This is a genomic window from Micromonospora sp. KLBMP9576, assembly GCF_050941805.1.
In the GTDB taxonomy this organism is placed as follows: domain Bacteria; phylum Actinomycetota; class Actinomycetes; order Mycobacteriales; family Micromonosporaceae; genus Micromonospora.
Map to the genome: position 1 here is coordinate 438,407 of NZ_CP194567.1, position 19,772 is coordinate 458,178.

Consider the following 19,772-nt stretch of genomic DNA (forward strand, 5'->3'; position numbering starts at 1 on the left):
GTGTGCCAGTACCTCAGCAGAGCCGCACCGTATCCACAATCGGTTTCTTCCGCGGCCGGGGCACGGGCAGGCCGGTGACCCGGGTACGTTGCCCTCCCATGGCCCTCGTGTTCCTCGCGCTGCTGCTGTTGGCGCTTGCCTGGCCGTTGGTCGCCGTGGGCGCTGCCGTGCTCGCGAGCCTGGCGGCGCTCACCCTCAGGGACGGTCGGGCCGGGCGGCCCGGCTCGCGGACGCGGGCCGGATGGCTGCTGGCCGGCGCGGCGGCGCTGGCGTCGTCGGCCGGTTACGGCTACGGGCTCAGGACGACGACTTTCGGGGCGGTCACCGATCCCGGCGACCGGTGCGGGTTCGCGCGACCGGACCTCTACGGCTACGACCACCGCGGCCCGGAGGACGGCTCGTTGCGGATGTGGCCGCTGCGGGACACCACGTGCGGCCCGGACCTGGTGCCGGGTCTCGTCAACCCCCTGGTGGCCGGATCGGCGGCGCTGTTCGTCGCGCTCGCGGTGCTCATGATCGTGGTGCGGGCGAGGTCCCGCCGGCGGCTGCCGTCGGCGGGCCGCGAGCAGGCCGGTTGACGCAGGCGTCGCGCCCCGGGGGCCGGCGGCAGGCGTCGATGTCGGTGGTGGTCGCTACGCTCCCGCCATGACCGGGCCTGCGGGTGATGCGAGGATGCCGAGCGGCGAGGCCGAGGCGAGGTTCTGGGCCCTCGTCGAGTCGGCGTGGCAGCGGCTCGGCGACGAGCCGGCGGCACACCGGCGGGCCCTCCTGACCCGGGCCCCCGGGGCCAACGGCGGGGACGTCTACGCCATCGACGCGTGGCTCGACCGGTTCCTCGACAGTCTCCGCCAGCTCACCGCCGGCCTGTCCAGCCCGGAGCTGACCGACCTGGACAGGGTGCTCGAGCGCAAGCTGTACGACATCGACCGGGCCGACGTGCAGGCGGTGACCGACGGCTCCGACGACGGGTTCCTCTACTGCCGGGGGCACGTCGTCGCGCTCGGGCGCGAGTTCTACGAGGCGGTGCGCGCCGATCCCGCCATGGCCGTGCCCGACGGCGAGTGTGAGGGCATGTGCTACTTCTTCGCCAACCTGCACGAGGAGCGGTTCGGCGGCTGGCCGGAGACCGGCTCCGGCATCTCCCGGGAGTCCTGCACCAACCCGGCCGGCTGGAGCTTCTGAATCCCGCATCGAACGTTGGGCGGGAAGGACGACCCGCCAAGCCCGAACTCCCAGGAGGCATGCCCATGCGGCACACACCCGTCGTCGTCGCCCTGCCGATCGCCGACCGCCCGACCTCGTACCGTTTCTACTCGGCGGCGCTGGGCCTGAAAGCCCTCGGCGAGCTGGCTGAGGACGGCGTCCCCGAGCCGCTTCAGTTCGCGCTCAACGACGGCCTTCACCTCATGCTGGTGCCGACGGGCGGTTTCGGTTGGGCCATCGGGGGCCGCGAGGTGGCCCCGCGCGGGCAGAGCGAGTGCGTCCTCAACCTGCCCGCCGAGACGCCGGCCGAGGTGGACGAGGTGGTCGGGCGGGCGCGGGCGGCGGGTGCGGAGGTCGTCGTCGAGCCGGGCCAGCAGCCGTGGGGCTACACCGGCACCTTCGCCGACCCGGACGGTCACCTCTGGGCGGTGCAGGTGGCACCGCACTGAGCGGACGGCCCGGGTCGCGATGACCGGGGCCGTCCGCTGACCGGGTGGGTAGGGGAAGCGATCAGAGGTCGCGGTGCGGGTAGCCGGTCGCGGGGACGTCCTCGACGTCGGTGACCACGTGACCGGGGTCGGCCGTCGGGGCGACCGGTCGGGCGTGCGCGTCGGAGCTGTTCCTGGCGGCTGCCGCGGCTCCGGCCGCCGCACCGGCCACGGCGGTGCCCGCCACCGCGGCGCCCGCCACTGCCTTGCCGGACACGCCGGCGTTGCCACTGTCGCCGAGGGTGCCGGCGGCGTCCTCGACGCCCGGCGTGCCGACGTCGACGCCGCTGTCGACCGTGCCGCGCCAGGCTCCGGTCTCCACGCCCCGCTCCTCGATGTACGACTTGAACTTCCGCAGGTCGGATTCGGCCTGCCGCTCGATGATGTTGAGCTTGTCGCCGGCCTTCTCGAGCAGGCCCTCGGGCTCGTACTCGAGGTGCAGCCGGACCATGGTGCGGTCGGCGTCGACGGGCTGGAAATAGACGGCCCCGGCGTTGGTCACGCCCTCGGTGGCGGCCCAGGCGACCTTCTGGTCGGGCACCTGCTCCAGGACCCGGGCGTCCCACTCGCGTTGCACGCCGGCTATCTCGGCCACCCAGTGCATGCGCATGTCGTCGAGCTGGCGGACCTCACGCACGCCCCCCATGAAGCGGGGAAACTCCTCGAACTGCGTCCACTGGTTGTAGGCGGTGCTGATGGGAACCCGCACTTCGATGGACTTCTCGACCTTCGTGGTCATGGGCAATCCTCCTCGTCAGGTCGAACCGCTCTCCTCGTGTCAGAGCTGTCCTCGTCAACCAACTCCTACCCCTGACAGGGAAGCTCAACCGCCGCTCGGCCCCGTGCACCACACGGGACACCCGCTCACACACCCGCTCACACACCCGCTCAGCTCGCCTGCTCGGGGAGCCCGTGCAGGCGGCGCAGCGGCGTGCAGGCCACCCACAGCACCCCGGCGAGCGCCCCCGTCGTCGCGATCCAGAGCGCCGGCCGCACGCCGAGGGCGCTGCCGAGCGCGCCGCCGAGCAGCGCCCCGACCGGCCGGATGCCGTAGCTGACGGTGCGCCGCGCCCCCGCCGCGCGGGCCAGCAGCGCCTGCGGGGTGAGCGCGGTCTGCACCGAGCCGGTCGAGATGTCGAGCAACATCACCCCGACGGCGGAGAGGAACTCCGCGGCGAGGAGCATCCCGACGACCAGCGGTGTCGGCCCGCCGGCGAGCGGGATGAGCAGCAGTGGGGCGGGGAAGAGGACGAACCCGGCCAGCAGCGTCGGGCCGACGCCGAAGCGGCGGACCAGCCGGCCGGTGAGCGCCGCGCCGATCAGGCCACCCACGGCGCCGGCGCCCAGCACGACGCCCAGCAGGCCGGGGGCGAGGCCGAGTTGCTGCGTGGCGTAGAGCACGAAGAGCGCGACGAACATGTAGTTGAACAGGTTGACGGTGGTGGTGCCGAGCAGGATCGCGCGCATCATCGGCGTCCGCGCGATGAAGCCCAGCCCGGCGCCGAGGGCCAGCCCGCCGCCGCGGGCGGGCGCCGGCTCCGTCGGCCGGATCCGCCCCAGGAAGTACGCGGACACCAGGTACGACAGAGTGCCGGCGACCAGGGCGAACGGGGCGGTGAGCAACTGCACGAGGACGCCGCCGATGCTCTTTCCGGCCACCAGCGACAGCGACCGGCTGCCGTTGACCAGCACGTTCGCCTCGACGTAGTCGGAACGGGCCACGATGGACACGAAGAGTGGCCCCCGGGCGACCTCGAAGAGCACGGCGAGCGTGCCGACCGCGAAGGCGACCACGTAGAGCTGTGCCATTGTGAGCACGTCCAGCAGGTAGGCGGCCGGCACGGCGGTGAGCAGCAGCGCCCGGCCGAGGTCGGTGAGCATCATGAGCCGGCGCTTGTGCCGGTACCGGTCCACCCAGGCGCCGGCGAGCAGCGAGAAGAGCAGGTTCGGGGCGAGCACGGCGGCGGTCAGGTAGCCCATCTCGGCCGGCGTCGCGTCGAACACCAGCACGGCCAGCAGCGGCAGGGCCAGGGTGGAGATGTCGTCGCCGAAGAACGACACCGTCTGCGCGGACCAGTACCGGCGGAACGTCCGCTCGCGCAGCAGCCGGGGCAGCGGGCCGCGTCGGGCCGGGCCGGCAGGCGGGGCCGGGGCGGTGGTCGCCTCGCCGCTCATCGTGGGCCGTCCGTCCGGTGCGGTCGGCCGGCAGCCGACCGGGGACCCACGTCGTCGCCGACGGCTTCGGCGGCGACGGCGTTTCCGGCGGTGGTGCTGGCGGTTCCGGTGGCTGCGGCGGGCGGCGGGTCGGCGGGGACGGCCAGGCGGATGAGGCTTACCTTCCGGCTGCCGGCCGGGCGCTTCGTCGGGTCGACGATCCGGTCGTCGTACTCGGCGAGCAGGCCGTCGATGCGCGCCCTCAGCTCGGCCATCTCGTCGGCGGTGACGTACACCTGCCGGTCGCCGAACCCGGTGACCGCCCGCCAGGCCGTCGGCTCGTCGGCACGCCGGGCCAGGAAATCCTCGGCCTTGCGGACGTAGAGGGCGAGCTGGGCGGCGCCCAGTTGGTCGACGGCCGCCCGGGTCTGCGGGTCGTCCGAGGCGTCGTCCCAGGAGGTGTTGAGGGCGGTGGCCCGCCAGGGTCGCTCGCGGGCGTCGGCGCCGGGTGCCCGCTCGGCGAGCCCGTACTTGGCGAGCTGGCGGAGGTGGAACGAGCAGTTGGGTACGGTCTCGCCGAGCCGCTCGGCGGCCTGGGTGGCGGTCATCGGGCCCTGCTGGCGCAGCAGCCCGATCAGGGCCATCCGCAGCGGGTGCGCGTAGCCGCGCAGGGCCTTGGGGTCGGAGAGCTTCACCTCGGGCAGCGGCATACCCTAAAGCTATCTTTATAAAGACACCTTTAGCAATGAGGGCTGCGGGGTGGCGACCACCGGGAGGGGCCGCCAAAGGTGATCAGGACGCCATGGACGTCAACCGGTGGGTTTGACGCCCATGGCGTCCTGATCACCACGGCGACCGCGGGAGGGGCACGTGGGGTCGGGCGGGGAATGTCAGGCGTAGATGGTGGCGGCGTAGTCGGGGCCGTAGTGGCGCTCCAGCTCCGCCAGGCTCTGCGCCGGGCTCTCGACCTCCTTGATGAGCCGGGCCCGGGACGGCAGCGCGTCCGGCTGCCAGCTCTCCGGCTGCCAGAGCCGGGAGCGCAGGAACGCCTTGGCGCAGTGGTAGAAGATCTGCTCGATCTCCACCACCACGGCGAGGACCGGTCGGTGCCCCTCGACCACCAGGTCGTCGAACCACGGCGCGTCGCGGACCAGCCGGGCCCGGCCGTTGATCCGCAGCGTGTCGGTGCGCCCGGGGATCAGGAAGATCAGCCCGACGTGCGGGTTCTCCAGGATGTTGCGGTAGCCGTCGGCACGCCTGTTGCCCGGCCGCTCCGGGATCGCGATGGTCTGCTCGTCCAGCACCAGCGTGAGACCGGGCGGGTCGCCCTTCGGCGAGACGTCGCAGGTGCCGTCCGCGCCCGCCGTCGCCACCAGGCAGAACGGCGAGGCGGCCAGCCAGTCCCGGTCCCGGGCGTGCAGGACGGGCCGCTCCTTGGTCACCGCCCGTGGCATCGGGGGCCCCAGCAGCTCCCGTAACTCCTCCGGTGAGGTGATCTCCACCGTCACGTGATCCTCCCTCGCGCGTTGAACCCCGGTGGCGGCGTGCCACCCTCCGCCAGCCTACGGAGGACGACGGCACGAGGTTTGTCCCAAGAGGGCGGGGGTACCGCCTCACCCGACCGCCCGGGAAGACCGAGCAGTGGAGGCCCGATGGAGAGCCGACTCAAGGTGCTGGGCCATCCCGTCCACCCCATGCTGGTCATGTTTCCCGTCGGCCTGCTGGTCACCGCCGTCCTGTTCGACCTGGTGGACACCGTCGGCGGGCCGGACTTCCTCGGCGAGGTCGCGTACTGGAACATCACCGTCGGCCTGATCGGCGGCCTGCTGGCCGCGGCGGCCGGGACGTTCGACCTGCTGGCCATTCCGTCGGGCACCCGCGCGAAGCGGGTGGCGCTGACCCACGCCGCCGCCAACGTGGCGGTGATCCTGCTCTTCGCCGCGATCTGGGTGGTCCGGCTCAACGCCGACTCCCGCGCCGCCGGCGGCGCACTGATCGCCATCGAGGTGGTCGCGCTGGCCATCCTCGGCGTCAGCGCCTGGTTGGGCGGGGAACTCGTCGACCGGCTCGGCGTCGGCGTGGACCGCGACGCCGGCCTGGACGCGCCCAGCTCCCTGCGGCCCCCGGCGGCCACCCAGCGGGTCGGCGGCCCGGCGTGAGCGGGCGGGCCAGCGGCTCCGGCACGGCAGTGCCCCGCCGACCCTCGACGGGCCGGCATGAGCGAGCGGTCGGCAGGGATCGGCGTGGGTGACCGGTCAGCAGAGGATCGGCGTGAGCGAGCGGTCGGCAGGGGCCGGCGTGGGTGAGCGGTCAGCAGAGGATCGGCGTGAGCGAGCGGTCGGCAGGGGGCCGGCGTGAGCGCACGGGTCATGAGCGGAGGGGCGGCATGAGCGAGCAGAGCGGCGGGACCGGCCGGGGCTGGCGCGGCCGGCAGCAGGGCTGGGACCCGATGGGCGAACTCCAGTCCCTGCGTACGGAGCTGCGCCGGCTGGTCGGCGGCCGGGCCGGGCCACCGGACGTCGAACTGGCCGAGATCGCCGACGGCTGGGAGGTCGTCGTGCGGCTGCCCGGGGTTGCGCCGGAGGAGGTGGCCGTCGAGCTGGACGACCGGGAGCTCTGCGTCCGGGCCCGCTCCGAGGCCGAGGTCAACGCCGACCACGGCATCCCCGGCGGCTTCGAGACCCGGGGCTTCGAATACCGGGTCGACCTGCCGTCCCGGGTGGATCCCGACACCATCGACGCGGTCATGGACCACGGCCTGCTGCGGGTGCGGCTGCCCCGGGCCACCCGGCCCGCGCCGCGCACCATCACCGTCGGCCGCACCGGCCCCCGCCCCGCCGGCCCCGTCGGGGGTACGCCGAGCGCCGTCGACCCGGCCGCGGACCGGGAGATGCACCACCCGGACATCGCCGGCGGCGAGACCGGCCGGCCGTAGGGCCCGCGTGATCATCCCGGAACTGCTCGGGCCGGTCGCCGGGCGCGTGCCCGACGTCGCGCGGATCGCCGTGCTGCGGGCCAACGCGCTCGGCGACTTCATCTTCGTCCTGCCGGCGCTGGAGGCGTTGCGGGCCGCGTACCCGGAGGCGGAGATCGTGCTGCTCGGTGCGCCGTGGCACGCGAAGCTCTGGCGCGACCGGCCCGGCCCGGTGGACCGCGTGCTGGTGGTGCCGCCCGCGCCGGGGATCCGGCACCCGGAGCCGGGCGAGGCGGAGTCCACGCCGCACGCCTTCCTCGCCGCCGCCCGCGCGGAACGCTTCGACCTGGCGTTGCAGCTGCACGGCGGGGGCGCCAACTCCAACCCGTTCGTCGGTGCCCTCGGCGCGCGGGTCACCGCCGGGCTGCGCGCCGAGGACGCGCCGCCGCTGGACCGTTGGATCCGGTACGTCTACTACCAGCACGAGGTGATCCGCTACCTGGAGGTGGCCGGGCTGGTCGGGGCGGGCGCCACCACGATCGTGCCGGCGCTGGCCGTGACCGACGCCGACCGGGCCGAGGCGGCCGGGGTGCTCGGGCCGGCGGCGCGGCCGAGGGTGGCGCTGCATCCCGGGGCCACGGACACCCGCCGGCGCTGGCCCGCCGAACGCTTCGCCGAGGTGGCCCGCGAGCTGGTCGGCGACGGGTACGAGGTGCTGGTCACCGGCACCCCCGCCGAACGGGAGGTGGTGGACGCGGTGGTCGCCGCGGCCGGGGTGCCGGTGCGCCCCCAGGTGGGCACGCTCGGCCTCGGCGGGCTGGCCGGCTGCTACGCCGGCTGTGAGCTGGTGGTCTCCAACGACACCGGGCCGCTGCACCTGGCCGCCGCCGTGGGCACCGCGACCGTCGGCATCTACTGGGTCGGCAACCTGATCACGGTGGCGAACCCGCTGCGCGGGCGGCACCGGCCGATCAGCTCGTGGACGGTGCGCTGCCCGGTCTGCGCGGTGGACTGCACCCCCGGCATCTATCCGCACCGCCCCGGCGACGGCGAGTGCCCGCACCGGGACTCCTTCGTCACCGACGTGCCGGTGGTCGAGGTCGTGGAGGCCGCCCGGGAACTGCTCCGCCCCGAGCCCGGCGCACCCTGAGCGGCCCGGCCGCGCCGCTGCCGGGCCCAAGCCGTGAAAGGCGGCGGTCAGCGGTACCCGGTCGACAGCGCGGTGGCCGCCGCCTCAGACCCGCTGGGCCGCGTCGTCGTCGGCGAGCACGACCTCCCACGCCTCCACCTCCCGGTCCGTGACCGTGGTCGGCGACTCCAGGTGGTACGCGCCGCTGGGCAGGACGCCGGCGCCGCCGAACCGCGCCAGCACGGCGAGCTGGGCGGCGACGTCCTCGCCCTGGTGCTTCTCGTGCACCCGCCGCCAGAAGTCGAACCCGCCGGAGTCGAGCAGCTTCGCCCGGTCGTAGAGCACGCAACCGCCCACCCAGGACACCCGGTACGCGCGCCAGGCCCCGGCCGGCAGGTCGAGCCGCCGGGTGACGTGCAGCAGGTTCGCCGCCGAGTGGATCGTCGCCCGCTCCCACTCGGGGGTGCCCGGGCGGATCCGTTCCGGGGCGGGTGGGCCCGTCCACTCCTCGTAGTGCCGGTGCGTCTCCGGCCGGACGTCCTCGGCGTACGACAGCCCGTGCACCGCGTTGCCGACGAAGCCGCAGCCCAGCTCCCCGATGGCGGTGACCAGCCGGTGCAGGGTGCCCGGCTCCAGCCAGACGTCGTCGTCGAGGCAGAGCACGTACCGGGCGGCGGACGCGGCCAGCAGGTACGCCCGGTGTTCGGCCAGCCCGCGCCGGGGCAGCCGGCGGGTCAGCAGCACCGGGTGCCCCCGGTGGCGCAGCGCCCGGACCAGGGTGGCCGCCGCCGGATGCCGGTACGCGGCGTCGCCGTCGGACTGGTCGCTGACCACCACGCCGAAACCGGGAACGCCCTCCTGGGCGGCCAGCCCGGCGAGGGTGACCGCCAGCTCGGCGGGGCGGTTGCGGGTCGGGATCAGCACGTCGAGCAGCCGCCCCGCGCGGAACTGCCCGGCCGTGCCGAGGTCGAGCGGGCGGTTCACGACGGCTTGCTCGTCAGGGAGGTGTCCTCCTGGGGTTCCTGGCCGTGCGCCCGGATCCGGTCGATGATCGCCGAGGTGGACCGGTCCGGCACGTACCCGAGGGTGCGGACCTGCCCGCCGAGGCGGCGTACCAGCGGCGCCTCCGGCACCATCTCCGGCGGGTAGTCGCCGCCCTTGACGTAGACGTCGGGGCGGACGGTCTCGATCAGCCCGGCCGGGGAGTCCTCCTCGAAGACCACCACGTGGTCGACGCAGGCCAGCGCGGCGAGCAGGGCGATGCGGTCCTCGACCGGGTTCACCGGCCGGTCGGGGCCCTTCAGCCGCCGTACGCTGCCGTCGGAGTTGACCGCCACCACCAGCAGGTCGCCGAGCGCGCGGGCCTGTTGCAGGTAGCGCACGTGGCCACGGTGCAGCACGTCGAAGCAGCCGTTGGTGAAGACGATCGCGCGGCCCGCCCGGCGGTGCTCCGCGACGAGGGCGGCCAGCTCGCCGGTGCCGACGAGCGCCCGGTGCCCCGCCCCGTCGACCGGGGCGTCCAGGGCGACGAGCAGGTCCTCCCGGGTGCACACGCAGGTGCCGGTGTCCGAGACGGTGATGGTCGCGGCGAGCTGGGCCAGTTGCGCGGCGGTGGGCAGCGGCGCGTCGGCGGCCAGCGCCAGCGTCATCGCCGCCAGGTAGGCGTCGCCCGCCCCCACGGCGTGGCTGGCCGGCACCGGGGTGCTGTGGCTGCGCCGGGGCTCGCCGTCCGCCCCGCCGACCACCGCGCCGTCGGTGTCCAGGGTCACGGCCACCACGTCCGCGCCGGTGTGGGCGCGCAGCTCGGCGAGGCGGGACTCGGCCAGCACGGCCCTGTCGACCCCCTCGCCGACGGTGGCGTTGACGGTGACGCCGGTGCCGGTCACGGTGAGCCCGTCCCCGGTCATCGCCACCCGCCCCTCGCCGGGGGTCGGCTCGCCGGTCATCCCGGGCCCGGTGCCGCCGGGGGCGACGCCGACCGTGAGTTCGGAGGGGCCGTCGGCCGGATCGCCGTCCGGATGGTCGAGGTGCAGTTCGCCCCCCGGCGTCGGGCGGGTGCCGGCGGCCCGGGCCAGCAGCCGGGTCGCCTCGGCGAAGCTGGGGGTCACCACGGTCGGGGCCAGCCCCCGCCAGTCGGCCAGGTCGTGGGCGTCCAGCGCGACGGTGGCGTACCGCTGCCGGTGGGTGACCAGCCAGGCGCGTACCGGCGCGGACAGCGCACCCAGACCGTAGTCGCAGACCACCAGGGTGGGGGGTTCTCCGCCGGCGGCGCACAGCTCCTCGGTGGCGCAGTCCAGCGCCGTGAGCAGCCGGGTCACCCCGTCGTCGTCGAGCGCGTCGTCGGCGTCGCCGGAGTCCTCCCGCAGCAGGATCTGGTTGCCCGCCAGCATGCGCCGCTTCACGGGCGTGGGCCGGCCGGGCTGGTTGACCGTGCGGTCCCAGACGCCCGCCCGGTCCAGGCAGTCGTGCAGTTCGTCGCCGGCGACGTCCGCGCCGACGGGCGCCACGAGCGCCGCCCGGCCCCCGAGCGCGGCGACGTTGACGGCGGTGTTCGCCGCCCCGCCGGCCGCGGAGATCCGCCGGCGCAGGGTGAGGACGGGGGCGGGCGCCTCCCGGCAGAGCCGGTCGGACTCGGCGAACCGCCAGTCGTCGAGCATGGCGTCGCCGATCACCAGGACGGGACGCCCGAGCCAGCCCTCCACCACCGCGGCGAGCCGGCGCTGTTCCGCTGCTCCTCCTGCCATGCGTGCCGGGTCCCCCGGGGGGTCCGGGCCAAACCTGACGCCGCCCGGGCAGGGGTTCCGGGGCGGGTGACGCCGTCGGGCGGGGGTTTCGGGCACCTGCCGCCGGGAAGGGACGGAGGGTACCCCCGAGAGGAGAGACACCACGATGGCAGCGACGACACTTCAGGGCAAGCGGATCGCGTTCCTGGCCGCCGACGGCGTCGAGGAGGTCGAGTACGTCCAGCCCCGCGAGGCGGTGGAGCGGGCCGGCGCCACGGTGGAGCTGGTCTCGCTGAAGCCCGGCAGCATCCAGTCCTTCAACCACCTGGACCAGTCCAAGACGTACGACGTGGACGTGACGGCGGCCGACGCGGACGCCGGCGGCTACGACGCGTTGGTGCTGCCCGGCGGGGTGGCGAACCCGGACTTCCTGCGGACCGACGCGGACGCGGTGCGGTTCGTCAGGGCGTTCTTCGACGCCGGCAAGCCGGTCGGGGTGATCTGTCACGGCCCGTGGACGCTGATCGAGGCGGACGTGGTGCGGGGACGCCGGATGACCTCCTGGCCGAGCCTGCGCACCGACCTGACCAACGCCGGCGCGGACTGGGTCGACGAGCAGGTCGTGACGGACAACGGCCTGGTCAGCAGCCGGAAGCCGGACGACCTGCCCGCCTTCTGCGCCAAGCTCGTCGAGGAGTTCGCCGAGGGCGCCCACCCGGCGCGTTGACCGCTGACAGCAGGCGAGGGGCCGGTGCCGGGGGCACCGGCCCCTCGTTGCTTCCGCCCGTCCTTGAGCGGGTGCCCGGCCGGGCGGCTACGGACGGGTGGCCGCCGGCAGGGGGCGCGACGGCGGGGACAGGTCGGTGCGCCGCAGCGCGGCGGCGCGACCGGGCGTGCAGCCGTACTCGCGGGCGAAGGCGGAGATGAAGGCGGACGGGCTGGCGTACCCGATGCGTCGGGCGACCTCGCCGACCGGTCGGGTCTCCAGCAGCGCCAGCGACGCGCGCAGGCGTAACCTCGTGCGCCACTGCGAGTACGACATGCCGAACTCGCGGTCGAAGTCGCGTTGCAGCGTCTTGACGCTGACGTGCAGGCGTTCGGCCCATTCGGCGAGGCCGGTGGCGTCGCCGGGGTCGTGGGCCAGCGCGGTGGCGACCGCCACCGCGACGCCCGGTCCGCCGGCCGGCCGGTCGTCGGCCGGCCGGGCCAGGGGGGTGAGCCCGGCCATGATGCGGCTGCGGGCGTGGGGTGCGTCGCGTTCGTCGTACCCCCGCTCGGTGAGCGCGAGGACGAGCCGGGCCGCGTCGGCGTCGATGGTGGCGGCGCCGGCACGCAGCCCGGCCAGGGCGGTCGGCACCTCCCGCAGGCAGATGCGGTAGACGGACTGCCGGTCGGCCGCGTGCACCTCGTGGGTCACCGCCCGGTGGACCCAGAAGACCTCGTCGGGGCCGACGAAGGTGCTGTGCCGGCCGTGGCGGGCCGAGAGCAGGCCGTCGGGCGACCAGTAGAGCTGGTGCAGGAAGTCCTGCCGGTTCTCGCCGAAGGCCAGGCGGGTCACCGACCGGTACCGCAGGACGAGGATGCCGTCGGGGTGGCCGAGGCCGTAGCCGAACTCGTCGCAGCTGGCGGGATCCGCCGTGGTCGGGCCCGTCACCGTCACGCTCTGACCTCTCCCCGACATCGGTTGACCTCTCGTCGACATCCCACACCCGAAAGTAAGGCTAACCTAACCTGCGCAGCCCAGCGGGGTTGCCACCCTCTCACGCCCCTCGAAGGAACTGGTAGATGTCCGTACGACAGCACCGGCGGCTGACCGTTGCCGCAGTCCTGGCCCTCGCCGTGCTGAGCGGCTGCGGGTCGGACGGCGACGAATCAGCCGCGACGTCCGGCGGCGGCTCCGAGACCCGCGTCTTCGCCGCCGACAACGGCGAGATCCGCATCCCCGTCGACCCGAAGCGCGTCGTCGCCACCGGCTACGCGGTCCCGGTCCTCATCGAGGCCGACGCCGCACTGGTGGGGATCTCGACCTGGAAGCGCGGCCTGGCGATGATGACCGAGCAGGACCGCGTCACCTACGACCGGCTGTCCAAGGTCGCCGGCGAGTCGGCCGCCGAGACGAACTACGAGGCCATCGCCGCCGCCAAGCCGGACCTCATCGTGATCGGCGTGCCGAAGCCCGTCCTCGGCGACATCGACCTGAAGCGGCTCGAGAGCATCGCGCCCGTCGTGGCGATCGGCCCCACCGTGCCCGACGCCTGGCGCGAGCTGTCCCGCCGCCAGTCCGACGCCGCCGGTCGCACCGCCAACTTCCAGGCCGCCAAGGAGGCGTACGACAAGAAGGCGGGGGAGCTGAAGGCCAGGTACGGCACCGCGCTCGCCGGCCTCAAGTTCGGGCACCTGGGCTCCTACGGCGACATCTCGAAGGGCACCTTCCAGCGTGAGTTCGCCAAGGCGTGGGGCACGAACATCGCCCAGGACGCCGGCGTCACCTACTACGGCGAGGTCAAGGAGAAGGCCGGCGGTGGGCGCGACGTGAGCGAGTACCCCGCGCTCGAGGAACTGCCGGAGAGCTTCGGTGCGGCCGACGCCATCACCTACACGGTCCAGCCCGACGGCACCCCGGCCGAGGCGGTGAAGCAGGTGCTCGACTCCGCGCTGTGGAAGAACCTGCCCGCGGTGCAGGCGGGTCGGGTGTTCCCGCTGCGGTACACGGAGGCGGCGACGTACGAGTCGGCCCTCATGACCCTCGACTCCGTCGACAAGGCGTTCGCGCCGCTGCTCACCCGATGACCGTGGACCGGCACGACCCGGCTGCCCGGGTCGCCGCGCACCACCGTGCCGGCAGCGGCACGGCCCGGATCGGGTATCCGATCGGGGTGCGCCGCGTCCGGGTCGTCGCCCGGCGGCAGCTGACCCCGCGCATGCTGCGGCTGACCCTCGGCGGCCCGGGCCTCGACGGCTTCCACACCTACCAGGCCGACGACCACGTCAAGATCGTCTTTCCCGATCCGGACGGCACCCGGCGCGACCCTGTCCCGGGCGCGCGGGACATGCTGCGGTGGCCGCGTCCGCTGCCCACCACCCGCAAGTACACGGTGCGCCGCTACGACGCCGCCGCGCACGAGATCGACCTGGACTTCGTGCTGCACGACGGCGGCGTCGCCTCCACCTGGGCGGCGTCGGCGGCGGTCGGCGACGACGTGACGATCGCCGGCCCGCCCGGGGCGAAGGCGTTCCCCCACCACTACGACCACTACGTCTTCGCGGTCGACGAAACCGCCCTGCCGGCGGTGGGCCGGTGGCTCGAGGACGCGCCGGCCGACGTGTCGGCGCACGTGGTGGCCGAGGTCGGCGACGCCGCCGAACGGGACTACCCGCTGGCGTCGCGCGACTCGGTGGCCGTGACCTGGCTGGTCCGCGAGGGCGACCGGTCGACGCTGGCGGAGGCGGTGCGGGCGCTGCGCCTGCCCGCCGGACGGACGTTCCTCTTCGCCGCCGGCGAGGCGACCGACGTCAGGGCGCTGCGCTCCTGGCGTCCGGAGCGCGACGACGCGCTGGTCACCGGCTACTGGAAACGCGGGATCGCCGGGCTTGAAGACTGACCTGTCCCACCGGAGGACCGACCTGTCCCGCCGGGTGCCGTTTCTGCTCGGGTCCGCCGCGCTGCTCGTCGTCGCGGCGGGCGCGAGCCTGGCGGTGGGCACCCGGCCCGTCGCGCTGGTCGAGGTCTGGCGGGCCCTCACCGACTTCGCCGGCACCACCGACCACCTCGTCGTACGCGACATCCGGCTGCCCCGCACGATCGTCGGCGGCTGCGTCGGCGCCGCCCTGGGCGTGGCCGGGGTGCTGATCCAGACGCTCACCCGCAACCCGCTGGCCGAGCCGGGCATCCTCGGCGTGACCGCCGGGGCGGGCTTCGCGATCAACGTGGGTGTCCTGGCGGGCATCGCCGGATCGCAGGCCGGGCAGCTCGGGCTCGCGGTGGCCGGTGCCGCCGTCGCCGCGGTCGTGGTCCACGCCGTCGGCCGGGTCTCGCCGCTACGGCTGATCCTGGCCGGCGTCGCGCTGAGCTGGGTCCTGATGGGCGTCTCGCTCGGCCTGCGGCTCAGCTTCCCCGACGTCTTCGACCGGTACCGGTTCTGGTCGGTGGGAACGCTGGCCGGCACCGAGCAGACCCCGCTGGCCGTGCCCGTGCTGGTGACCGTGCTCGCCCTGGCCGCCGCGCTCGCCACGACCGGGCCGCTGAACGCGCTGGCCCTCGGCGAGGACGTCGCCCACACGCTCGGCGCCCGCGTGACGCGGATCCGGATCACCGTCCTGGTGCTCGTCACCGTGCTCGCCGGTGTCGCGACCGCGGTCGCCGGCCCGATCGCGTTCGTCGGCCTCATGGTGCCGCACCTGGCACGGCGGCTGGCGACCGACTCGATTCCGTGGATCATGGCGTACTCGATGCTGCTCGGGCCGATCCTGCTGATCGTCGCCGACATCGGCTCGCGGGTCCTGCTGCCCACCGGCGAGGTCCCGGTGTCGATCGTCACGGCGTTCCTGGGCGGCCCGGTGCTGATCTGGGCCGTGCGTCGTTACGGGACGGCGGCGCTGTGAGCACACTGACGCTGCGGGCGGGACCGGTCGAGGTCGAGGTCGAGCGGCGGACGGCCGTCGTGTCGTCGGTGCTGGTGGTCCTCGCGGCGGGCCTCGCCGTGCTGGGCCTCTGCCAGGGGCAGGACTGGGCCACCCCGGCGGAGGTGTTCACCGCCCTGGCCGGGGCAGACGGGTCGGCCTTCGTGATCAGGGAATGGCGGTTGCCCCGGGTCACGGCCGCGCTGGTCTTCGGCGCCGCACTGGGGCTCGCCGGGGCGATCTTCCAGAACCTGACGCGCAACGCGCTCGGCAGCCCGGACGTCATCGGCCTCGACGCGGGCGCGTACACGGGTGCGCTGGTGGCGATCACGGTGCTGAACGGCACCGCCGGGCAGCTCGCGGCGGGCTCGGTGGCGGGCGGGCTGCTGGCCGCCGCGGTCATCTACCTGCTGTCGCTGGACTCCGGGCTCAGCGGCCTGCGGCTGGTCGTCGTCGGCATCGCCGTCAACGCGATGCTCACCGCGCTCAACTCCTGGATCGTGCTGCGGGCCGAACTCGACGTGGCGATGGCCGCCACCGGATGGAGCGCCGGCTCGCTCAACGGGGTGGACTGGGCCGAGGTGCGGTTGCCGTTAGCCGTCATCGGCCTGTTCGTGCTGCTGCTCCTCGCGATCTCCCACGCCATGCACCAGGCGGCACTGGGCGACGACATGGCCCGCACCAGCGGCGTACGCCTGGGTCGGCTCCGGCTGCTGATGGTCCTGGCCGGCGTGGGCTGCACCGCCACGGTGACGGCCGTCGCCGGGCCGGTCGTGTTCATCGCCCTCGCCGCGCCCCAGATCGGCCGGCGGCTGGCGCGGGCCGCGGGGGTGCCCCTGGTGCCGGCGGCGCTGACCGGCGCGGTGCTGCTGCTGGCCGCCGACCTCGTCGCGCAACTGCTGCTGGCGCCGGTCGCGCTGCCCGTCGGGGTGGTCACCACGGCCATCGGCGGCTGCTATCTCATCTGGTTGTTGAGCATGGAGGTGAAACGACGGTGAGCAGCCGCCTGACCGCGCACGACGTGACGCTCGGCTACGGCGAGCGGGTGGTGTCGGAGCGGGTGAGCCTGGCCGTGCCGGATGGCGCCTTCACGGCGATCGTCGGGCCCAACGCGTGCGGGAAGTCGACGTTGCTGAAGTCGCTCGTCCGGCTGCTCACGCCGTCGTCCGGGGTGGTCCGTCTCGACGGGCGCGACGTCGCCGACCACCGTCCGAAGCGGTTCGCCCGCGAGGTCGGGTTCCTGCCGCAGGGACTGGTCGCGCCGGAGGACATCGTCGTGCGGCGGCTCGTCGCCCGGGGGCGCTACCCGCACCAGTCCCTGCTGGGCACGGGGTCGGCCGCCGACTCCGAGGCGGTTGGCTCGGCCATGGCGGTGGCCGGCGTGGCGGACCTGGCCGAGCGCCGGGTCGAGGAGCTGTCCGGGGGACAGCGGCAACGGGTGTGGATCGCGATGGTGCTGGCGCAGGAGACGCCGTACCTGCTGCTCGACGAGCCCACCACGTTCCTCGACATCACCCACCAGTACGAGCTGCTGGCGCTCTTCGCGAAGCTGCGCGACGAGGGCCGCACCATCGTCGCGGTGCTGCACGACATCAACCAGGCGTGCCGCTTCGCCGACCACCTGGTGGCGATGAAGGGTGGCCGGGTCGTCGCGCAGGGGCCGCCGGCCGACGTGGTGGACGCGGACCTCATGCGGGAGGTCTTCGGCCTGCCGTGCCTGGTGCTGCCGAACCCGGTCACCGGCACCCCGATGGTGGTGCCGACCGTCTGACTCCGCGAGGGCATTGACCTCAAGGGTGGTTGAGGTAGTCGGATGGGGGCATGCGCGCGATCCAGCTCCACGAGTTCGGTTCCCCCGCCAACCTGCGGCTCGACGACCTGCCCGACCTGACACCCGGCCCCGGCCAGGTGCGGATCGCCGTGTCGGCCAGCGGCGTACACCTGCTCGACACGACCCTGCGCCGGGGCGAGGCCGGCGGCCCGCTCCCGCTGCCCGACCTGCCCACCATCCCGGGCCGGGAGGTCGCCGGCGTCGTGGACGAGCTGGGTGACGGCGTGGACGGGTCGTGGCGCGGCCGGCGGGTCGTGGCGCACCTGGGCATGGTGCCGGGCGGGTACGCCGAGCAGGCGGTCGCGGCCGTCGACGCCCTGTACGCCGTACCGCCGGAGCTGACCGACGCCGAGGCGGTGGCCGCGGTCGGCACCGGCCGGACCGCCCTCGGGATCTTCGACCTGGAGCCGCCGGGGGCGGACGACGTCGTCTTCGTGCCGTCGGCCGCCGGCGGGCTCGGCTGGCTGCTCGTGCAGGCCGCGCGGACGACCGGCGCCACCGTGGTGGCCGCGGCCCGCGGGGCCGAGCGGACCGCAAAGGTGGGCGAGCTGGGCGCGGACCTCGTGGTGGACTACGGCCGCCCGGACTGGGCCGACCGGGTACGCGAGCACGCGGGCGCCCTCAGCCTGGTGTACGACGGGGTGGGCGGCGCGGTGGGCCGGGCCGCCCTGGAGCTGACGGGGCCGGGCGGCCGGTTCATGATGTTCGGCTGGTCGGCGGGCGAGGCGACCCGGTTCGACACCCGCGACGTCGTCGGGCGGGGCCTGACCGTGGGCTGGCTGGGTCAGCGGATGCGGTCCCTGCCCGGCGGCATACCGGCGCTGGCCGGCCGGTCGCTGGAGCTGGCCGGTCGGGGCTGGTGGCGGCCCCTGGTCTCGACCTACCCGCTGGCCGACGCCGCCTCGGCGCACGCCGACCTGGAGGAACGCCGGGCGCTGGGCAAGGTCGTGCTGACCGTGTCGCGCTGACGGCCCGACCGGGCGGCGACGAGAAGCACCCGGACGGCAGGCATGTTTCGGGTGGGCGGGGAAAGCGGGCGCGATGACCACGCAAGCCCCGGCGCTCGGCGGCCGGCAGCTCCGACTGCTCATGTTCGGCCTGATGACCGGCATGCTGCTGGCCGCGCTCGACCAGACCATCGTCGGCACCGCCCTGCCGACCATCGTGGGCGAGCTGGGCGGGATCAACCACTACTCGTGGGTGGTGACCGCGTACCTGCTCGCCTCCACGGCCTCGACACCGCTCTACGGCAAGATGGCCGACCTGTACGGGCGCCGCCCCGTCTTCCTCTTCTCCATCGGCATGTTCCTGCTCGGTTCGCTGCTGGCCGGCCTGTCGCAGGACATGACCCAGCTCATCGTCACCCGGGGGGTGCAGGGTCTGGGCGCCGGTGGCCTGATGACCCTCGCGTTCACCATCATCTCGGACGTGGTGTCACCTCGGGAGCGCGGTCGCTACCAGGGGCTCTTCGGGGCGGTCTTCGGCGTCTCCTCGGTCGCCGGCCCGCTCGTCGGCGGCTACTTCGCCGAGACCGACTGGCGGTGGATCTTCTACGTCAACGTGCCGCTGGGGATCCTGGCGCTCGCCGTCTGCTCCCGGGTGCTGCGGTTGATCCCGTTCACCCGCCGCGACCACTCGATCGACTGGGTGGGCGCGGCGCTGCTGGTCACCGGGGTGAGCTGCCTGCTGCTCGCGCTGAGCTGGGGCGGCAACGAGTACGCCTGGGGCTCCGGCGTGATCGTCGGGCTCTTCGTCGCGGGCGTGCTGCTCGGGGTGCTCTTCGTGCTCCAGGAGGCCCGGGTCGCGGAACCGATCCTGCCGCTGCGGCTGTTCCGCAGCGCCACGTTCGCGTTGGCCAACTCGGCCGGCTTCGTGCTCGGCCTGGTCATGTTCGGCTCGATCATCTTCATCCCGCTCTACCTGCAGATCGTGCGGGGCGCCTCGCCGACCCGCAGCGGCCTGCTGATGCTGCCGATGATGGCCGGCGTCATCGTGACCTCGGTGCTGACCGGCCGGGCGATGAGCCGGCTCGGCCGCTACAAGTGGTTCCCCGTCGCCGGGGCGGCGATGCTGGTGGTCGGCATGCTGCTGTTCACCCGGCTACAGGTGGACACCTCGCTCTGGGCGGCCTTCGGTTTCATGGTCGTGATCGGCGTCGGCATGGGGCTCTGCATGCAGTCGCTGATCCTGGCCGTGCAGAACTCCGTCTCGATGCGGGACCTGGGCGCGGGCACCTCCTCGGCGACGTTCTTCCGGTCGCTGGGGGGTGCGTTCGGCGTCGCGGTCCTCGGCGCGGTGCTGTCGTCGCGGCTCACCTCGGAACTCGCCGGGCGGCTGCCGGGCGCGATCGCCCAGCTTCCGCCGCAGCAGCGGGCGGTGGTGGCGGCGGGCGGCGCGGCGGACGTCTCGGTCAACGATCCGGCCGCCATCCTGACGCTGCCCGCCCCGGTGCGCGCGGCCGTGCAGGTGGCGTTCGTCGAGTCGCTGCACCTGGTCTTCCTGACCGCCGGCCTGATCGCGATCGTGGCGGTGCTGGTCACCCTGGTGCTGCCGAACGAGGAGCTGCGCGGGGCGGGCCCGCAGGGCGCCGGCGGTGGCACGGACGGCCTCGGCGGTCAGGGCCCGGCGCCCGGCGGCAAGCCGCTGGACAGGGAGTCGAAGGAGGAGGCCGCCGCCGAGATGGAGGCGAAGAGCCAGACGATGTTCTGAG

The 19,772-nt window shown here is 74.3% G+C and carries 20 protein-coding genes and 1 pseudogene; 14 read left to right on the plus strand and 7 right to left on the minus strand.

Going from position 1 to position 19,772, the window contains the following annotated elements:
* Window positions 1–98 precede the first annotated feature (98 nt).
* The 3 genes from ACQ452_RS02105 to ACQ452_RS02115 all read left to right on the plus strand — a co-directional run bounded on the left by ACQ452_RS02105 (window position 99) and on the right by ACQ452_RS02115 (window position 1,652).
* A complete protein-coding gene (locus tag ACQ452_RS02105; protein ID WP_433389330.1) occupies window positions 99–578 on the plus strand; it encodes a hypothetical protein in 480 nt (159 codons plus the stop codon).
* Between the two features lie 67 nt (window positions 579–645).
* Window positions 646–1,182, plus strand: a complete 537-nt coding sequence (locus ACQ452_RS02110) for a DUF4240 domain-containing protein (protein WP_433389331.1) — start codon at window positions 646–648, stop codon at window positions 1,180–1,182.
* Between the two features lie 65 nt (window positions 1,183–1,247).
* A complete protein-coding gene (locus tag ACQ452_RS02115; protein WP_433389332.1) occupies window positions 1,248–1,652 on the plus strand; it encodes a VOC family protein in 405 nt (134 codons plus the stop codon).
* Window positions 1,653–1,980: 328 nt separating this feature from the next.
* Here ACQ452_RS02115 and ACQ452_RS02120 read toward each other — a convergent pair.
* From ACQ452_RS02120 to ACQ452_RS02135, 4 genes and pseudogenes are all read right to left on the minus strand, one after another.
* A pseudogene (locus ACQ452_RS02120) lies at window positions 1,981–2,430 on the minus strand (SRPBCC family protein); the annotation flags it as partial.
* Between the two features lie 149 nt (window positions 2,431–2,579).
* Window positions 2,580–3,866: an MFS transporter gene (locus ACQ452_RS02125; protein WP_433389333.1), complete on the minus strand. Its 1,287-nt coding sequence runs from the start codon at window positions 3,864–3,866 to the stop codon at window positions 2,580–2,582.
* Window positions 3,863–4,555: a winged helix-turn-helix domain-containing protein gene (locus tag ACQ452_RS02130; RefSeq protein WP_433389334.1), complete on the minus strand. Its 693-nt coding sequence runs from the start codon at window positions 4,553–4,555 to the stop codon at window positions 3,863–3,865. Before ACQ452_RS02130 ends, ACQ452_RS02125 begins: the two co-directional genes overlap by 4 nt.
* 180 nt (window positions 4,556–4,735) lie before the next feature.
* On the minus strand, window positions 4,736–5,353 hold the full coding sequence (locus ACQ452_RS02135; protein WP_433389335.1) for a pyridoxamine 5'-phosphate oxidase family protein: 618 nt from the start codon (window positions 5,351–5,353) through the stop codon (window positions 4,736–4,738).
* A 144-nt stretch (window positions 5,354–5,497) separates the two neighbouring features.
* On the opposite strand from ACQ452_RS02135, the gene ACQ452_RS02140 reads away from it, so the two are divergent.
* The 3 genes from ACQ452_RS02140 to ACQ452_RS02150 all read left to right on the plus strand — a co-directional run bounded on the left by ACQ452_RS02140 (window position 5,498) and on the right by ACQ452_RS02150 (window position 7,909).
* Window positions 5,498–6,004 (plus strand): DUF2231 domain-containing protein, encoded by a 507-nt coding sequence (locus tag ACQ452_RS02140; protein ID WP_433389336.1) that lies wholly within the window; start codon window positions 5,498–5,500, stop codon window positions 6,002–6,004.
* A 227-nt stretch (window positions 6,005–6,231) separates the two neighbouring features.
* The gene (locus ACQ452_RS02145; protein WP_433389337.1) at window positions 6,232–6,780 is read left to right on the plus strand and encodes an Hsp20/alpha crystallin family protein; all 549 of its coding nucleotides are present in this window, start codon (window positions 6,232–6,234) and stop codon (window positions 6,778–6,780) included.
* A gap of 7 nt (window positions 6,781–6,787) precedes the next feature.
* Entirely contained in the window at window positions 6,788–7,909 is a 1,122-nt protein-coding gene (locus ACQ452_RS02150; protein WP_433389338.1) for a glycosyltransferase family 9 protein, read from the plus strand.
* A gap of 84 nt (window positions 7,910–7,993) precedes the next feature.
* On the opposite strand, the gene ACQ452_RS02155 is transcribed toward ACQ452_RS02150, so the two are convergent.
* Both ACQ452_RS02155 and rfaE2 read right to left on the minus strand, forming a co-directional pair.
* A complete protein-coding gene (locus tag ACQ452_RS02155) occupies window positions 7,994–8,872 on the minus strand; it encodes a glycosyltransferase family 2 protein (protein ID WP_433389339.1) in 879 nt (292 codons plus the stop codon).
* Window positions 8,869–10,632 carry a D-glycero-beta-D-manno-heptose 1-phosphate adenylyltransferase gene (gene rfaE2, locus ACQ452_RS02160; protein ID WP_433389340.1) on the minus strand — a complete coding sequence of 588 codons (1,764 nt, stop codon included), beginning with the start codon at window positions 10,630–10,632 and terminating at the stop codon, window positions 8,869–8,871. The genes ACQ452_RS02155 and rfaE2 overlap by 4 nt, the downstream gene beginning before the upstream one ends.
* Window positions 10,633–10,777: 145 nt before the next feature.
* Here rfaE2 and ACQ452_RS02165 point away from each other — a divergent pair, with 145 nt between their 5' ends.
* Window positions 10,778–11,338, plus strand: a complete 561-nt coding sequence (locus tag ACQ452_RS02165) for a type 1 glutamine amidotransferase domain-containing protein (protein WP_433389341.1) — start codon at window positions 10,778–10,780, stop codon at window positions 11,336–11,338.
* Window positions 11,339–11,425: 87 nt separating this feature from the next.
* Here ACQ452_RS02165 and ACQ452_RS02170 read toward each other — a convergent pair whose 3' ends face one another.
* Window positions 11,426–12,271, minus strand: coding sequence for a helix-turn-helix domain-containing protein (locus ACQ452_RS02170; RefSeq protein ID WP_433389342.1), 846 nt, complete (start codon window positions 12,269–12,271; stop codon window positions 11,426–11,428).
* A gap of 125 nt (window positions 12,272–12,396) precedes the next feature.
* Between ACQ452_RS02170 and ACQ452_RS02175 the strand changes: the two genes are divergently transcribed.
* From ACQ452_RS02175 to ACQ452_RS02205, 7 genes are all read left to right on the plus strand, one after another.
* Window positions 12,397–13,401 (plus strand): ABC transporter substrate-binding protein, encoded by a 1,005-nt coding sequence (locus ACQ452_RS02175; protein ID WP_433389343.1) that lies wholly within the window; start codon window positions 12,397–12,399, stop codon window positions 13,399–13,401.
* Complete coding sequence (locus tag ACQ452_RS02180; protein WP_433389344.1) at window positions 13,398–14,213, plus strand: siderophore-interacting protein; 816 nt, start codon at window positions 13,398–13,400, stop codon at window positions 14,211–14,213. Before ACQ452_RS02175 ends, ACQ452_RS02180 begins: the two co-directional genes overlap by 4 nt.
* The gene (locus tag ACQ452_RS02185) at window positions 14,203–15,213 is read left to right on the plus strand and encodes a FecCD family ABC transporter permease (RefSeq protein ID WP_433389345.1); all 1,011 of its coding nucleotides are present in this window, start codon (window positions 14,203–14,205) and stop codon (window positions 15,211–15,213) included. The genes ACQ452_RS02180 and ACQ452_RS02185 overlap by 11 nt, the downstream gene beginning before the upstream one ends.
* Complete coding sequence (locus ACQ452_RS02190; RefSeq protein WP_433389346.1) at window positions 15,210–16,229, plus strand: FecCD family ABC transporter permease; 1,020 nt, start codon at window positions 15,210–15,212, stop codon at window positions 16,227–16,229. Before ACQ452_RS02185 ends, ACQ452_RS02190 begins: the two co-directional genes overlap by 4 nt.
* The gene (locus ACQ452_RS02195; RefSeq protein ID WP_433389347.1) at window positions 16,226–17,002 is read left to right on the plus strand and encodes an ABC transporter ATP-binding protein; all 777 of its coding nucleotides are present in this window, start codon (window positions 16,226–16,228) and stop codon (window positions 17,000–17,002) included. Before ACQ452_RS02190 ends, ACQ452_RS02195 begins: the two co-directional genes overlap by 4 nt.
* A gap of 50 nt (window positions 17,003–17,052) precedes the next feature.
* The gene (locus ACQ452_RS02200) at window positions 17,053–18,030 is read left to right on the plus strand and encodes a zinc-binding dehydrogenase (RefSeq protein ID WP_433389348.1); all 978 of its coding nucleotides are present in this window, start codon (window positions 17,053–17,055) and stop codon (window positions 18,028–18,030) included.
* Between the two features lie 73 nt (window positions 18,031–18,103).
* Entirely contained in the window at window positions 18,104–19,771 is a 1,668-nt protein-coding gene (locus tag ACQ452_RS02205) for an MDR family MFS transporter (RefSeq protein WP_433389349.1), read from the plus strand.
* The last annotated feature ends 1 nt before the right edge of the window (window position 19,772 follow it).